Here is a 17,470-nt window from a genome sequence, read left to right on the forward strand (position 1 = left end):
CTCCACAGAACGCGCCCGCCGCTGTGTCGTCAAGCCCTCTCAGGCGGTGGTGGAGGGACGCGCCGCCTCCAGCAGTGCGGTGTAGCGGGCGAGCGCGTCCTGCGGCAGGGCGCCGCGCCGGCACAGCAGGTCGATGCAGCGGCCGCAGAGCTCGATGCTGCCATAGCAATATTGAGCCAGCAGACACAGATGCTTGAGCTGCTCGTCGGTCATGGCATCCGGATCGACGAAATCCCGGACATAGACGATGTCGGCCTCCAGCAGCTGGTTGGCGGCCGGCGTCCAGTTCTCCGGCCTGACATAGGGCGCCATCGGGCTGAACTTCACCGCCTTGAAGCAATGCGGCACGAAACCCTGCGAGCGCAGTTCGATGTCGATTTCTCCGAAGCCCGGCTGGTTTTCATAGAGCGCGATGAAGGAGATCTCGGTCTGGACGGCCACGGCCGAGCGCAGTTTCTCGCGGCCGTTCTGGAACACCGCGAGCTCGGCGCCCTGCACGTCGATCTTGAGCATGTCGATCTCCGGGAGCACCGAGAGATCGTCGAGGCGGGTGGTGCGCACGGGAATGCGGCCGATCACCTCCGCATTGGGCTTGAAATAGGAAAATACCTCGAGCGCGGCCTGGCGCGGGGTGAGCAGGCTGCTCCAGCCCGAATAGGCGCACAGATTGAGATAGGCCTCGCTGCCGTCGCCGATGGCGTGGGGCAGATAATTCTCATTGGGCCCCTTGGTTGCCTCCAGCCTGGCCAGCGCCTCGGCCTGCGGCTCGAAACCGGTGAGCCGGGCGAGGCCTGCCGCCAGCATCGACTTATAGGGCGGCTCCCCATCGATGGGATTGGCGCCGATATCGACGATATGAGTGCGGCGCACCGGGCCGAGAAGCTCGACGAGGGGCGCCGTCATGGCATAGTCCGGCATTCGTGCTCCTCGCCGTCTCGATGCGGCTCTACCAGTGCCCCTGCTGCTTCAGGCTGGTCTCGACATCGCCGACATAATTGTACTGGCCCAGATGCTGTAGCTTGGATTGGGAATCGACCCAGACCTTGCCGCCGATGTCGCGCCAGCGCCGGCAAAAGGCATAGTCTTCCGACAGATAGCGCCCGGAATCGGGATCGACCATGCAGTCGAAGAACAGCCAGTGCAGCGGCTTGAGCGGATTGTCGGGGGGCCCGTCCGGCGTGTAGTTGAGATGGGGATAGGCCTGCATCAGCTTGGGGAAGACATGGCGCTTGATCACCATGAAGCCGGTGGGCGCCTCCGAGACCTCGATGAAGCCTTCATCGTCGACATGCTGGCCGATCGGCGTCTTGCCGTGGTCGACGGGATTGAAGGCATAACGGGCGAAGCGGATTTCCATCTCGTCCTTGGTCAAGCCGCCCGGCAGGGGATCGGGCCAAGCCAGCGACTTGATCGGATAGACCCCGCCGGCCACGTCGCGATCGGCGAGCAGCAGGCGGACCACCTGCTGGGTGGTGAAGGAAATGTCGGAATCGATCCAGAACAGATGCGTATAGGACTCGTCCTGCATGAACTTCAGCACGACCATATTGCGTCCGCGTGTGATCAGACTCTCCGAATGCATGTGCAGCACGGTCTTCAGGCCAAGCTGCGTGGCATCGCAGGCCAGGCTATACATGCTGACCACATAATTCATGCTGACGGCAGAGATATAGCAGGGCGTTGCGAACAACACCTTCATCGACTGGAGCGCGGAAATATCGAGCATGACCTGCTTTTCTATTGAGGCCTGATGGTGCGCCGGATGGCGAGGGAAGCGGCGCGTTCGGCGATTAGAGCAGGTTGGAAACCCGAATCAAGCCATTCCCTTCGGTCATGCACAGCCGGTCCGCGGGAAGCTTTCCCGCGTGCTCGGGCTCATTTCGGCGGCTGGGCCGTTGGCAGGATTTCCGAGCTTGGCGGTGTGACCGGGACGGCATGCGGCACGATGGCGTCCGGTGCCGGCGCCGGTGCGGGGACCGGCACAGGTGCAGGCCCAGGAGCCGGTGACGACGGCGTCTGCGCGACAGGTACGGGACCGAAGCTGGAATCGACGGAGACGGCGATGCAGGTCTTGTTCACGCCCGGCAGCAGGAAGATGCGCTTGCCGTTGCGGTCGATCATGAGCTGAGTGTTGAGAATGGGGATCGGGCTGGCACCTGTCGAGCGCATATAGGTCTGCGCGGTGGCGCAATCGCTGGCAAGCGGAAAGACCTGCACCGTCACCCCGTCGCAACTGCCCGATGGCGTTGGCGTGGCGATGATGGCGGCCAGGCCGTTGGCCGGCGTTACTTCCGGCCGGTCGATGACGGCGACGCTCTGGAACACATGCTGGGCGGGAGCCTGGCGGTTCCAGCCCGATTGCACGTCATATTTGCTGTTGAGCGAGCCGCGCGACATCTGGTCGACCAGGCTGGTGCAGGACGTCGTCCCGAACTGGCGGATCTGCTGCACGGGCAGCGGCGGTTCCGGCAGCACCACCGGGGCCGGAGGCGCAGGGGCAGGTTTGGCGGGCTGCTTTGCGGCTGGCTTGTGCTTTCTGGCCGGCTTGGGGGCCGGCTGATCCTGTGCCATGGCCGGGATGGGTGGAACCGGCCCGAGGCCGCCTGCGGCCAAGGCGAGGAGAAGGCAACCGACACGAACGCGCATTGTTTCTTTCCGTAACGTTGTCGAGCCGAAGTACGCGGCGGCGGTGCCATCATGCTCGACCATCTGCTGCCGTCACATGTATCGGGTCTCGGCTGGCGTGGATAGATTGAAACATGCGAGGTGACAGGTCGGGGGAAATCTGTGACACCTTGGCTATCGCGACCAATCCAACGAGGCCTGGAACCCTATGAAATTTCGTTCATCGCAGAGCAAGCCGGCCTGGCGGAGACACCTTCCTCCTACGATGCGCCGAGGGAGCCTGCTTGCCTTCGCGCTCGCGGCCGGTCTGTCTGCGCCTGCCATGGCGCAACAGCAGCCTGCGCCTGTTCCGGCTGCGCCGGCTCCCGCAAATGCGGCGCCGGCGGGGGCGCAGACGATGAACCTCGATCCCAAGACCGTGCTGATCCTCGTGCGATCCACCCTGATCGCGCTAGACCAGGCCAACAAGACCGGCAATTATTCGGTGTTGCGCGATCTTGGCTCGCCGGATTTCCAGCGCGAAAACAGCGATGCCAGGCTGGCCGAAGTTTTTGCCAGCCAGCGCAAGGCGGATCTGGACTTGGCGGCGGCGCTGGTGCTCGACCCGACGATCACCCTGGCCCCTCAGATCGAGAAGAACGGGTTGCTGCATCTGGCCGGCTTCTTTCCGGTGAATACCAATACCAAGCTGACCTTCGAGCTTCTTTTCCAAGGTGTTGATAAGCGCCTGCTGCTTTATGGACTCAGCGTCAACATTGCCCAGGCTGGCGGGGCGAATGCCGCCCAGGTGCCTGCGCCGACGCCCGCTATGCCGGTGACTGCTGTGCCCGGGACACCCGCGCCAGCAGCTGCTCAGGATGCCAAGCCTGAGGCCAAGCCGAAGCCGAAACCCAAGCCGAAACCCAAGCCGAAGCCGGAACCCGAACCGGCTCCGATCCAATAGATCTCATTGCGATGGGGCGGCTTTCGAGCCGCCCCTTTTCTTTGGAGCGGAACGAAGGCGAAGGCCGCCCCTGATGCGATGCTTCGGGCAGATGTCCCTTACGGCACCTGGTCCGTTCGCCGGGCGCGCCGTGGTGTTGGCTCGGGGGAGGATGGCGGCTGATTTTTTCACTTTGTTGCATGTTCGCAACAATGCTCGGGGAGGCTCTGGCAGATCAATAGGCTTAATTACTTCGTAGTAGGGGGCCTTTCATGTTGCCGGCGACGACGCCGGCTATTGGCAAAAGCACGCTTGGCCAACATGGTAACTTGGAATTGAATGTGTGTATATGCGGATATCATCGCGATGAATCAGCGTTGTTTTCGTGTAATTATATTTGATTTTAAATAAATATCTTACTTTTTAAATAATAGATCTCTGAAATAATAAATCGATTTATCGATTTATTTTCTTTTGAATATGGCTTTTGCACCTTGTTGTCCTTCTGGGAAATTTTATGATTATTTCAGGGTTTTTGGATAAATTTTCCAGGATATACTCCTTTTGAATTATGAATTGACTCGATTTTCGAAATAATTATCGATGCCTTTTCAGTTTATTTTTAACTTAGAGGTAAAAATATACTTTTAATTGAATATCATGTAGTATTTACACACCCGCGGAATCGTGAGTATTAACCAACAATGCGGAGGATTTTTAAGGTCTGACGCTACGGCCATTTCTCCCTTACGTTGAGGGAGATAGGGGTCGGGGGACTAAGTATTCGAGATACGAATCACTGCCCGGTAATGCGGGAATCCCCAGGTCAACTGCTATCAAAGCCATTTCCAGAAGGGATGGCTTTGCCTGTGAGACGCGGCGTTTCAGACAGACCGGGGCCCCATGCCGAACCACGACAGCATCCATCTCGCCAAGCACGCCCATCGCAGCTTGCGCCGACGAATCCACGCGATCTTGCGCCTGGCACATCGCGTGATGGGTATGAGAGGCAAGCGCCTGGGGCTTGGGGCGCTTACTGGCGGGGGGGAGGTGAGTTGTACGCTCGGGTGCACCGCGCTCGCCGCCATCCTGTTGAGCCTGTGGAGCGGGGGGCCGGTTGGTGCCAACACGATCAACACCTCGTCATCGTGTGTGACGGGTAGCAATAGTGTGGTCGGGCGGACAAATCCAGGAGGTACCACAAATCAGGCTACCGATGGAACGGGTACCTACTCGACTGTGGCGGGTTGCGAGTCGAGTGCGTCAGGCGTGACGGCGGGCACGGCCTACGGGGCCTTCTCTAAGGTAACTGGCGAAGGTGGTTCAGCCTTTGGCGTGATGAGCCTCGGCGGTAAATGGGGGACCGGGATCGGCCTAGAGGCCCAGGCGACTGCCACGGCAGCGACCGCTGTCGGTTTCGGCAGCCGAGCCATCGCAAACAATGCTATCGCTATCGGTGGCGCAGGTGGCAATGGCACGACCGCTTTGAGCGTGGCCAACTCGACCACCGCATCCGGCCAGAGCTCAATCGCCATCGGTTCGAATGATGTGCGGGGAGCCCAGGCGGCTGGGAGTAATTCGATCGCCTTTGGCGGACAATCGACGGTTACCGCCGCTTCCACGTCAGGCATCGCCATTGGCCGCGGTGCCAATGTTGCGGCTAGTTACGGAATGGCTCAGGGCGACGGTGCTCTGGCAAATGGTTCGAACGCAATTGCCATCGGCACGTCTTCGTCTGCATCCGGCGGAGCCGGGTCGTCAGGTTCCACTGCAATCGCAATCGGCACCGGCGCCAATGCCGTAGCTGGGAGTGCAGGCAGCGCCATCGCCTTTGGCGGCGGCGCATTTGCCAAGAGCAATACCAATGCGGGTGATACACTGGCCTTCGGTGCTGGTGCCCAGTCGACGGGGCAGGATTCCGTTGCGATCGGCGCACAGTCGATTGCCAACAATGTCGATGCCGTCGCGATCGGTGGGCAGGGGTCCCTCGGTGGGACAACGATGTCCTCGGGAGTCGGCGCGGTGTCGATCGGTCTGGGCGCCCAGGCTACTGCGAATGCGGCCTATGCGATGGGTTATGGTGTCAGGGCCGCTGGCGAGAATGCCATCGCGGTAGGCCGCTCCTCCAACGCACTGGCCCAAAATGCCATGGCCTACGGTGTGTCGTCGAATGCCAGTGGTGTCGATGCCATTGCGATGGGCAGCAATTCGTTGGCGACGTCGACCAACGCCATAGCCTTTGGGGTTTCCTCCAAGGCAAACGGCGCCAACGCCGTTGCCTTCGGTGGGGCAAGCGTGGCCAATGCTGCCAATGCCATTGCATTTGGACAATCGGCCAATGCTGCCCAGGCCAATGCGATTGCCTTTGGTGGTAGTGCGATCGCCAATGGTGACAGCGCAATCGCTTTCGGTCAGGCTGCCAACGCCAATGCCGCCAATGCGACGGCGATTGGCACCAATTCCAAGGCAGCTGGTGCCAATGGTGTGGCTGTTGGCCTGAATTCGATTTCCGGCGCCACGGGCCAGAACGTTGCCATCGGCGTGGGCGCCAATGCTAATGCCGCCACAGCAGCCGGCGGTGCCGTTGCGATCGGCCTGGGGCAGAAGGCCATCGGCGACGGGGCCGTGGCGATTGGCGATCCGAATATCGCCAACGGCACCGGCGCCGTGGCGCTTGGCGCCAATAACACCGCAGCCGGTGACACTCTCGGCGTCACGGCTGGCAATGGTGCCGTCGCGCTCGGCAACGCCAATTTCGCGATCGGGCAAGGCTCCGTTTCGCTGGGCAATCAGTCCAACGCGGCCGCCGCGGGGGCCCTCGCTTTCGGCGACAAGGCCACGGGCGCCGCTGCCAATGCGGTTGCCCTGGGTTCCGGCTCGAAGGCCAACAACGCCAACGACGTCGCCTTGGGCGCAGGTTCCACCACGGCCGCCGTCGTCAATACGCCGAGCGGCACCATCAATGGCACCAGCTATACTTATGCCGGCAATGCCGCCAACTCGACGGTGAGTGTCGGCTCGTCCGGCAAGGAACGTACGATCACCAATGTCGCGGCGGGCCAGATCAACGGCACGTCCACCGATGCGGTGAACGGCTCGCAGCTCTTCGCCACCAACCAGGCGGTGAATGCGATCGGCACGTCGGTGACCACCATCGGCAACAACGTCAACAATCTCGGCAATTCGACCGCTTCGACCATCGGCGGTGGCACGACCTTCAGCACCGCGACCGGCACGCTATCGGGCTTCAGCCAGGGCATCAAGGCGGTTGATGCCAAGGGCAATGCGGCGGCTGCCGCATCCAACTTCACCACGGTGGCGGGTGCGTTGACGCAGCTCGACACCAACACCACCAACCTCGCCAATGCCGCGGTGAAATATGACGACCCAGCAGTGAAGAACAAGATCACCCTGGGCAACGCCGGCACGCCGGTGACGATTACCAATGTCGCCAATGGCGCCTTGACGGCAGCTTCGACCGATGCCGTCAATGGCTCGCAGCTCCTCGCCGTGCAGCAGACGGCCAACAAGGGTTGGAACCTCTCCACCAACAAGGGGGCGACGACCAGCAACATCGCGCCGGGCGGCACGGTCGACCTCAACAATTCCGACGGCAATGTCGTCATCGCCCAGAGTGGCCCGAACGCGACCTTCAACCTGGCGAGCAATCTCAATATCGCCAGCAGCATCACCGTCGGCAATTCCAAGCTCGACACCACCGGCCTGACGATCACGGGCGGGCCAAGCGTGACGACTGCCGGCATCAATGCCGCCAGCAAGGCAATCACCAATGTCGCCGCCGGTACCAATGCCACCGATGCGATCAATCTGGGTCAGCTCAACACTGTCTCCACCTCGGTGACGAACCTGGGCAACAACGTCAACAATCTCGGCAATTCGACAGCCTCGACGATCGGCAGCGGCACCAAATATGATCCGGCGACCGGCACACTGTCCGGCTTCAGCCAGAACATCACCGCCGTCGACAACAAGGGCAACGCGGCGGCTGCACCGACGGCGACGACGACGGTGGGCGCTGCGCTGACGCAGCTCGACAAGAATACGAGCAATCTCGCCAATGCCGCGGTGAAGTATGACGATCCGCTGACGAAGAACAGCATCACCCTCGGCAATGCCGGCGCGCCCGTGACCATCGGCAACGTCGCCAATGGCATTGCCGCCAATGACGCGGTGAACGTCAGTCAGTTGACCGCCGTCAGCACCATTGCCAACAAGGGCTGGAACGCCAATACGGGCACCGTGGCGGGCAGCACCGGCACGGCTTCCGGCAGTGCCTCGACCAAGATCGCGCCCGGCGACACCGTAACCTATCAGGCCGGCAACAACATCGCGATCACCCAGACCGGCAACACCATCGCCATCGCCACTTCGATGACGCCGACCTTCACCAGTGTGACAGCGGGCGGCAACAAGCTCGATGCCGGCGGTTTGACGGTCGGTAACACCACGGTGACGACGACCGGCCTGACCATCACCGGCGGTCCGAGCGTAACCACGGCCGGCATCAACGCTGCCAGCAAGGCGATCACCAATGTGGCTGCCGGCACCAATGCCACCGACGCGGTCAATCTGAGCCAGCTCAACACTGTCTCGACCTCGGTGACGAACCTGGGCAACAACGTCAATAATCTCGGCAATTCGACGGCCTCGACCATTGGCGGCGGCACGACGTTCAACACCTCGACCGGCACGTTGTCTGGCTTCAGCCAGGGCATCAAGGCTGTTGATGCCAAAGGCAATGCGGCGGCGGCTGCCACCAACTTCACCACGGTGGCCGGCGCGTTGACGCAGCTCGACGCCAACACCACCAATCTTTCAAACGCCGCGGTGAAGTATGACGACCCGGCGACCAAGACCAAGATCACCCTGGGCAATGCCGGCACCCCGGTAACCATCGGCAATGTCGCCAATGGCGTGGCGGCCAATGACGCCGTCAATGTCAGCCAGTTGCAGGCGGTTGGCAACAACGCCAATGCCGGCTGGAATCTGTCGACCAATGGCGCTACGGGCGCCAAGAGCAATGTCGGCCCTGGCGGGACGGTCGATCTGAGCAACAATGACGGCAATGTCGTCATCGCCCATAGCGGCCCGAACGCGACCTTCAACCTGGCGAGCAATCTCAATATCGCCAGCAGCATCACCGTCGGCAATTCCAAGCTCGACACCACCGGCCTGACCATCACGGGCGGTCCAAGCGTGACGACGGCCGGCATCAATGCCGCGAGCAAGGCGATCACCAATGTCGCCGCCGGCACCAATGCTACCGACGCAGTCAATCTCAGCCAGCTCAACACCGTCTCCACCTCGGTGACGAACCTGGGCAACAACGTCAACAATCTCGGCAATTCGACAGCCAGCAATCTCGGCGGTGGCTCGACCTACAATTCGACGACGGGCACGGTAAGCGCGCCGAGCTACAATATCGGCGGCACCACCTACAACAATGTCGGCAACGCCTTCAACGCGGTGAATACCAGCGTGACCGCGCTGCAGACGGACGCCTTGCAGTGGAACAAAACGCTCGGCGCCTATGATGCCAGCCATGGCAGCGGCTCGCCGCAGAAGATCACCAATGTCGCCAATGGCGCGGTGACGTCGACATCCACCGATGCGGTCAACGGCCAGCAGCTTTTCGACGTGCAACAGACGGCCAACAAGGGCTGGAACGCCAATACCGGAGCGGTTGCCGGCAGTACGGGCACGGCTTCGGGCAGCGCGTCGACCAAGATCGCCCCCGGCGACACCGTAACCTACCAGGCCGGCAACAACATCGCGATCACCCAGACCGGCAACACCATCGCCATCGCCACTTCGATGACGCCCACCTTCACCAGTGTGACGGCGGGCGGCAACAAGCTCGATGCCAGCGGTTTGACGGTCGGTAACACCACGGTGACGACGACCGGCCTGACCATCACGGGTGGTCCGAGCGTGACCACGGCCGGCATCAACGCTGCGAGCAAGGCGATCACCAATGTGGCTGCCGGCACCAATGCCACCGACGCGGTCAATCTGAGCCAGCTCAACACTGTCTCGACCTCGGTGACGAACCTGGGCAACAACGTCAACAATCTCGGCAACTCGACGGCCTTGACCATCGGCAGCGGCACCAAATATGATCCGGCGACCGGTACACTGTCGGGCTTCAGTCAGAACATCACCGCCGTCGACAACAAGGGCAACGCGGCGGCTGCACCGACGGCGACGACGACGGTAGGCGCTGCGCTGACGCAACTCGACACCAACACGACCAACCTTGCCAATGCCGCGGTCAAGTATGACGACCCGGCGACCAAGTCCAAGATCACGCTCGGCGGGGCCGGCGGCACCACCATCGGCAATCTCGCTAATGGCATTGCCGCCAATGACGCTGTGAATGTCAGCCAGTTGCAGGCGGTTGGCAACAACGCCAATGCCGGCTGGAACCTGTCGACCAATGGCGCGACAGGCGCCAAGAGCAATGTCGGCCCCGGCGGCACGGTGGATTTCAGCAACACCGACGGCAACATCGTCATCGCCCATAACGGCCCGAACGCAACTTTCGATCTCGCCTCCAATTTGAAGATCGCCAGCAGCCTGTCGGTCGGCGCCGTCACCATCAACACCTCAAGCGTGGTGGTGGGCGCCTCCAAGCTCGACGCGGCCGGCTTGAGCATCACGGGCGGTCCGAGCGTAACCACCGCTGGCGTCGATGCGGGCGGCAAGAAGGTCACCAATGTTGCCAATGGCGATGTGACGGCAACCTCGACCGATGCGATCAATGGTTCGCAATTGTTCGGTGTCGTCAGCAACGCTACCGCCAACGCGGTGCAATATGACGATGCGACCAAGACCAAGATCACCCTCGGCGGTGTCGGTGCGACCCAGCCGACCCAGATCACCAACCTTGCCAATGGTGCGGTGGTCGCGGGTTCTACCGACGCGGTCAATGGCTCGCAGCTCTATGACGTGCAGCAGACCGCCAACAAGGGCTGGAACCTGACTGCCAATGGCGCCGATTCTTCCAACGTCGCGCCCGGCGGCACGGTCGACCTCAACAATATCGACGGCAATCTCGCTATCACCAAGACCGGCAACGCCGTCACCTTCAACCTGTCCAAGGACGTCACGGTCGACACCCTGACGGCGGGTAATTCCAAGCTCGATACCAACGGCCTGACCATCACCGGCGGCCCGAGTGTGACTTCGGCCGGCATCAATGCTGCCAGCAAGGCGATCACCAATGTGGCCGCCGGCACCAACGCCACCGACGCGGTCAATCTGGGGCAGCTGAACACCGTCTCCACCTCGGTGACCAACCTGGGCAACAACGTCAACAATCTGGGCAATTCGACCGCCTCGACCCTTGGCGGCGGCACGACCTATGATCCCAATACGGGTACATTGACGGGCTTCAATCAGAACATCACGGCGGTCGACGGTAAGGGCAATGCGGCCGGTGCGCCGACCAAGTACACCGCGGTGTCCAACGCGCTGACGCAGCTCGACACCAACACGACCAATCTCGCCAATGCCGCGGTGAAGTATGACGACCCCACGAGCAAGACCAAGATCACGCTGGGCGGCATCGGGGCTGGCGATCTCACCCTGATCACCAACCTCGCCAAGGGCAATATCAGCGCGACCTCGACCGACGCGGTGAACGGCAGCCAGCTTTACGGCGTGTCGAATTCGGTCGCCAACAATTTCGGTGGTGGCTCGGTAGTGAATCCGGACGGCACGGTGAGCGCGCCGAGCTATAATATCTCGGGCAACACCTACAACAATGTCGGTAACGCACTTTCGGCCCTGGATACTACGGCGAACAAGGGGTGGAATGCCAATACCGGCACGGTAGCCGGCAGCACCGGTACGGCCACGGGAAGCGGCTCGACCAAGATCGCTCCCGGCGATACGGTGACCTACCAGGCCGGCAACAACATCGCGCTGACCCAGACCGGGAACACCATCGCCATCGCCACTTCGATGACGCCAACCTTCGACAGCGTCACGGCGGGCGGCAACAAGCTGGACTCCTCCGGTCTGACGGTCGGCAACACCACGGTGACCACCAATGGGCTGACCATCGCGGGCGGGCCAAGCGTGACCACGGCCGGCGTTGATGCGGGGAGCAAGGCGATCACCAATGTGGCCGCCGGCACGAATGCGACGGACGCGGTCAATCTGGGCCAGCTCAACACCGTCTCCACCTCGGTGACCAACCTGGGCAACAACGTCAACAATCTGGGCAATTCGAGCGCCTCTACCATTGGCAGCGGCACGACCTACGATCCCAACACCGGCACGCTGTCCGGCTTCAGCCAGAATGTCACGGCCGTCGACAACAAGGGTGACGCTGCCGGAGCACCAACCAACTACACCACGGTCGGCGGCGCGCTGACGCAGCTCGACACCAACACGACCAATCTCGCCAATGCCGCGGTGAAGTACGACGACCCGGCAGTGAAGGACAGGATCACCCTGGGCAATGCCGGCACGCCGGTGACCATCGGCAACGTCGCGAACGGCGTGGCCGCCAGTGATGCGGTCAATGTCAGCCAGCTGCAGGCGGTGGGCAACAATGCCAATGCCGGCTGGAACCTGTCGACGGGCGGCGATACGGCGGGCAAGAGCAATGTCGGGCCCGGTGGCACGGTGGATCTGAGCAACACCGACGGCAATATCGTCATCGCCCATAACGGCCCGAACGCGACCTTCGATCTCGCCAAGAGCATCACCCTGGACAGCATTACGGCAGGCGGCAACACGCTCGACGCCACTGGCCTCACGGTGGGCGGCACCACGGTAACAACCACGGGGCTGACCATCGCGGGCGGTCCGAGCGTGACCGTCAATGGTGTGGACGCCGGCAACAAGGCGATCACCAATGTCGCAGCAGGCACCAACGTCACCGATGCGGTGAATGTCGGCCAGTTGCAGACGGTCAGCAACGCCGCCAACAATCTGGGCAATTCGGTCGCCAGCAATCTCGGCGGCGGCTCGACCTATGACCCGACCACCGGCACGGTGAGTGCGCCGAGCTACACTATTGGCGGCACGGACTACAACAATGTCGGCAATGCCTTCAACGCGGTGAACACCTCAGTGACGGCCTTGCAGACAGATGCCCTGCAATGGAACTCGGCACTGGGTGCCTATGACGCTAGCCATGGCAGTGGCTCGCCGCAGAAGATCTCCAATGTCGCCAACGGCGTCGCTCCGAACGATGTGGTGAACGTCAGCCAGCTGGATGCTGTAAACCAGACCGCCAACAAGGGCTGGAACCTCACCGCCAACGGCGCCAATTCGTCCAATGTCGCTCCGGGCGATACGGTGGACCTCAACAACACCGACGGCAATATCGCCATCACCAAGTCGGGCAACGCGGTTACCTTCAACCTTGCCAGCGATGTCACCATCGCCAACAGCCTGACGATCGGGGCCGCCAAGATCGACACGACCGGCCTTGTCATTGATGGCGGCCCGAGCGTGACCACCAGTGGCATCGATGCCGGCGGCAAGAAGATCACCAATGTCGCCAAGGGCGACGTGTCGACGACCTCCACCGATGCGGTCAACGGCTCGCAAATCTTCAGCCTGGGCAATTCGGTGGCGAGCGGCCTCGGCGGTGGCTCGAGCTTCGATCCCGGCAGCGGCACGGTGATCACCAGCCTGAACTATGGCGGCAGCACCTTCACCTCGGTGCAGAGCGTGCTCGACAAGATCGGCGGCTCCATCAATGGCGGCGGCATCAAATATTTCCATGCCAATTCGACGGGGCCGGATTCCGTCGCGTCCGGCACGGATTCGGTTGGTATCGGTCCGCGTTCCGTGGCGAGCGGCGACAGTTCCGTTGCCATGGGCAATGGCGCTCAGTCGAGCGGCAAGAATGCGATCGCTACCGGTACCCTAGCCAGCGCAAGCGCGGACAATGCAATCGCCACCGGCAATGCCGCCGAGGCGAGCGGAGCATCCTCGGTTGCCACGGGTAATGGTGCGAAGTCGAGTGGCGAGAGCTCGATTGCGACCGGCACCGGGGCAGAGGCCAGCGGCAACAATTCGATGGCATCGGGTACCGGCGCGAAGGCCAGTGCCGATGGTGCGATAGCGAGCGGCAATGGGGCCGAGGCCAGTGGCACGGATTCCATCGCGACCGGCACGGGCAGCAAGGCGACGCAGGCCAACTCGGTCGCCATGGGTACGGGCGCCGATACTTCCGGCGGGCAGGCCGGCGACGTGGCGCTGGGTGCGGGCTCGAAAACCTCGACCGTGGTGCAGACGAAGAGCGGCACGGTCAACGGGACGACCTATGATTATGCGGGCGGTTCGCCGACCAGTACCGTCAGCGTCGGCTCGGCGGGCAATGAGCGTACGGTGACCAATGTGGCCGCAGGCCAGGTGACCGCGACCTCGACCGATGCCGTCAACGGTTCGCAGCTCTATGCCACCAATCAGGAGATCGGCAAGGTCGGTCAACAGGTTGCCAATCTGGCCGAGAATGCCGTGCAATATGATGCGGGTACCGACAAGGGCAGCATCACCTTAGGTGGCAAGAACGGTACGACTATCACCAATGTCGCAAACGGGGCGGTAAACGCAGGATCCTCGGATGCGGTGAATGGCTCGCAGCTCTACGACGTGCAGCAGACTGCCAATAAGGGCTGGAATCTGAGCACAGCTGGCGACACGGCGAATGCAAGCAAGGTTGCGCCAGGAGCGACGGTCGATTTCAGTTCCGACAACAACATGGTGGTCACCAAGACGGTTACCCAGACCGGCGACGTCAACGTGCAATATGCTTTGGCCAAAGACATCAAGGTGGACAGTGTCACGGCGGGCGGGAACACGCTAGACAAGACCGGCCTGACGGTTGGTGGCACGACGGTGACCTCGAATGGTGTCAGCATCGCGAATGGCCCGAGCATGACCGTAGACGGCATAAATGCTGCCGGCAAGAAAATCACCAACGTTGCCGCAGGTACGGCTGCAACAGATGCTGTGAACTTTGGCCAGTTGACGAGTTCCGCGCAATCCGTTGCGGATGCTCTGGGCGGTGGTTCCACGGTCAACCCGGATGGGACGGTCAAGTTACCCAACTATACGGTCGGCGGAAACAGCTACACTAATGTCGGCGGCGCTATCACTGCCCTCGACAAGCGTATCGACAGCATCGGCGGCAACATCGCCAATCTGCAGAGCCAGGTGTCCAACAATCTCAAGGAAGCCCGGCAGGGCATTGCCTCTGCCATGGCGGCCTCGGCCCTGCGCTATGACGACAGGCCGGGCAAGGTCTCGGTTGCCGGTGGCATGGCGGTCTATCATCGTCAGGTCGGCATGGCGGCGGGCCTGGGCTGGACTTCGGAGGATGCCAAGTGGCGCGCCAATGTCGCCGGCACCTATTCGCCCGGTGGACGCAAGCCTGATTTCGGCGTGATGGGCGGCCTGTCCTACACCTTCAACTGAGGCGACAGACATCGGACGTCTCTGACCGAGGCCCTGGGCAACCGGGGCCTTTGTCGTGTCATGGGTCAACCGAGAGCGGCGAGATCCTGCCTCAGGCGGATGGCGTGGCCGTCGGGCATCCCGGCCTCGAGGCGGGCATGGCTGTCCTGCCAGATCGGTATGGCCCGGGCGAGGAGCTGCTTTCCAGCCTGCGTCAGCGCCAGCAGGCGCGAACGCCGGTCCACGGGATCGCGCATCACCTGCACCAGGCCACGGGCTTCGAGCCGCTTGAGCGCGGCGGTGAGGGTGGTGCGATCCATGGCCAGAAGTGCCGCCACAGGGCCCATCGGTGGGGGGGAGGGGCGGTTGAGCGCCATCAGCAGCGAAAACTGGCTGTTGGTCAGCCCCAGCGGCCGCAAGGCATCGTCGAAGCGGCGCGCCAGCGTTCGCGCTGCCCGCTGCACATGCAGGCATAGGCAGGTATCGCGCACGATCAGGGTCGTTGCAAAAGCAACCAGAGGTTGCGGCTCGCAGTCCGAAGCGGGAGGCTCTTCGGCATCGAGCCCTATCTTGGAGGAGAACCGCTCATGGGAAAGGTGTTTTGACATGATCTAATAATGTTGATATCAACCTATTTAGTCAAGCAATACAAATCCGAGCGAGGGAGGTCGACATGCCGGCCCATTCAGTCGTGTCCCGGGAAGAGTGGCTGACGGCGCGCAAGGCGCTTCTGATCAAGGAAAAGGAGGCGACGCGGGCGCGCGATCGCCTCAATGCCGAGCGCATGGCTCTACCCTGGGTCAAACTCGACAAGGCCTATCTGTTCGACACGCCCGAGGGGCGGCGCACGCTGGCGGAGTTGTTCGACGGGCGCAGCCAGTTGATCGTCTATCATTTCATGCTGGGCCCCGATTGGAAGGCTGGCTGCCCCGGCTGCTCCTTCCTGGCGGATCATCTCGACGGCGCCCTGGCTCATCTCAACCATCACGACGTCACGCTCACGGCCGTCTCGCGCGCGCCGCTGGAGAAGATCGAGGCCTATAAGGCGCGCATGGGGTGGCGTTTCCCCTGGGCTTCGGCCTTCGGCAGCGATTTCAACTTCGACTATCACGTCTCCTTCAGCCGGGAGGACCTGGCGGGCGAAGAGATCACCTATAATTTCACCAGCCAGCCGAGTGCCCAGGGCCATGACGAACTGCCCGGGCTGAGCGCCTTCTACAAGGATGAGCAGGGCAAGGTGTTTCACACCTATTCGAGCTATGCCCGTGGTCCGGAGGAACTGATCGGCACCCTGATGATCCTCGACCGGGCGCCCAAGGGGCGCAACGAGGCGACCACCATGGATTTCGTGCGCCGGCACGACGAATACCAGGACTAAAGCGTTTTGCGATGAGACGGCGTCACCAAGAATTGCAAAGACGCTCCAGCCAATCCGTTGGATTGGCTTGGAAACAAAGAGCTGGAGCAAAGCGTGTTCAGTCATGAATGCGCTTTGCTCCAGGTTGCCGCGGTCGAGGCGGTTGCATTCATGAGCAGCGGAGGCCTGTCGCCAGGCCGCCCTGTCGTTCGCCTATCGTTTCTTCCAAGAACAGAAATCCGGCATCGGGGAGCCGGCATCCAAGGGAGCCTGTCATGGCGGTCACACACGGAGACTTCGTCTGGTATGAATTGATGACCACGGATGTGAAGGGGGCCGCGGCCTTCTATGCCGCCGTGCTGGGTTGGGAGGCGGCGGATTCCGGCATGCCGGGCCCGGCCTATATGCTGTTTTCCAACAAGGGCGCGCTGGTCGCCGGCCTCATGGACATTCCGCCCGATGCCGCCGCCCGCAACACCCCGCCGAACTGGAGCGGTTTCGTCGCAGCCGACGACGTTGACGCTTCGGCGGCCGAGGTGACCAGGCTCGGAGGCAAGATCTACCGCGCTCCGGACGATATTCCGGGCATCGGCCGTTTCGCCATTGCGGCCGATCCCGACGGTGCCGTGTTCGGCTTGTTCAAGGGGCAGGGCGAGGCGCCGGAGATGCCGGGCCTGGGCACGCCCGGCCATATCGCCTGGCGTGAGCTGCATGCCGGCGACGCGGCGGGCGCTTTTGCATTCTATTCCAAGCTGTTCGGCTGGGAGAAGCGCGAGGGCCTCGATATGGGGCCGATGGGCGTCTATCAGCTCTATGGCAAGAAGGGCGCCGACTATGGTGGCATGATGACCCGGACTGAGGACATGTGCGGACCGATGTGGGTCTACTATGTCCAGGTCGAGGACATCGACGAGACGGCCCGGCGCGTTGCCGCCAATGGCGGCACGATCACGCTGGAGCCGATGGAAGTGCCCGGCGAGATGTGGGTGATCCAGGCCCGCGATCCTCAGGGTGCGCTGACCGCCATGGTCGGACCCCGACCCCGGTCCTGATCACGACACCCGATTGGGGATGATGAAGGCTCCGCAGGAAGTGGCTGCGGAGCCTTCGTCATACACCAGGTC

8 protein-coding genes are annotated in these 17,470 nt (G+C 62.2%); 4 read left to right on the forward strand and 4 right to left on the reverse strand.

What is annotated here, in order from left to right; all coding sequences use genetic code 11:
- Positions 1-39: 39 nt before the first annotated feature.
- The 3 genes from ACZYTC_RS27485 to ACZYTC_RS27495 form a co-directional block, all read right to left on the reverse strand.
- Positions 40-918, reverse strand: a complete 879-nt coding sequence (locus ACZYTC_RS27485) for an FkbM family methyltransferase (protein ID WP_481273776.1) — start codon at positions 916-918, stop codon at positions 40-42.
- A gap of 28 nt (positions 919-946) precedes the next feature.
- On the reverse strand, positions 947-1,726 hold the full coding sequence (locus ACZYTC_RS27490; RefSeq protein WP_434955047.1) for a hypothetical protein: 780 nt from the start codon (positions 1,724-1,726) through the stop codon (positions 947-949).
- A gap of 149 nt (positions 1,727-1,875) precedes the next feature.
- Positions 1,876-2,646: a hypothetical protein gene (locus tag ACZYTC_RS27495; RefSeq protein WP_488991035.1), complete on the reverse strand. Its 771-nt coding sequence runs from the start codon at positions 2,644-2,646 to the stop codon at positions 1,876-1,878.
- 397 nt (positions 2,647-3,043) lie between these two features.
- Here ACZYTC_RS27495 and ACZYTC_RS27500 point away from each other — a divergent pair, with 397 nt between their 5' ends.
- Together ACZYTC_RS27500 and ACZYTC_RS27505 are read left to right on the forward strand one after the other, a co-directional pair.
- The gene (locus tag ACZYTC_RS27500) at positions 3,044-3,568 is read left to right on the forward strand and encodes a hypothetical protein (protein WP_488991036.1); all 525 of its coding nucleotides are present in this window, start codon (positions 3,044-3,046) and stop codon (positions 3,566-3,568) included.
- 1,248 nt (positions 3,569-4,816) lie between these two features.
- A complete protein-coding gene (locus ACZYTC_RS27505; RefSeq protein WP_488991037.1) occupies positions 4,817-15,010 on the forward strand; it encodes a hypothetical protein in 10,194 nt (3,397 codons plus the stop codon).
- A gap of 65 nt (positions 15,011-15,075) precedes the next feature.
- On the opposite strand, the gene ACZYTC_RS27510 is transcribed toward ACZYTC_RS27505, so the two are convergent.
- Complete coding sequence (locus ACZYTC_RS27510; RefSeq protein WP_441771319.1) at positions 15,076-15,597, reverse strand: MarR family winged helix-turn-helix transcriptional regulator; 522 nt, start codon at positions 15,595-15,597, stop codon at positions 15,076-15,078.
- A 65-nt stretch (positions 15,598-15,662) separates the two neighbouring features.
- Here ACZYTC_RS27510 and ACZYTC_RS27515 point away from each other — a divergent pair, with 65 nt between their 5' ends.
- Positions 15,663-16,367 carry a DUF899 domain-containing protein gene (locus ACZYTC_RS27515; protein ID WP_441771318.1) on the forward strand — a complete coding sequence of 235 codons (705 nt, stop codon included), beginning with the start codon at positions 15,663-15,665 and terminating at the stop codon, positions 16,365-16,367.
- Between the two features lie 254 nt (positions 16,368-16,621).
- Entirely contained in the window at positions 16,622-17,398 is a 777-nt protein-coding gene (locus tag ACZYTC_RS27520; protein WP_488991038.1) for a VOC family protein, read from the forward strand.
- The last annotated feature ends 72 nt before the right edge of the window (positions 17,399-17,470 follow it).

The sequence above is a fragment of the Labrys sp. F242 genome (assembly GCF_057813875.1).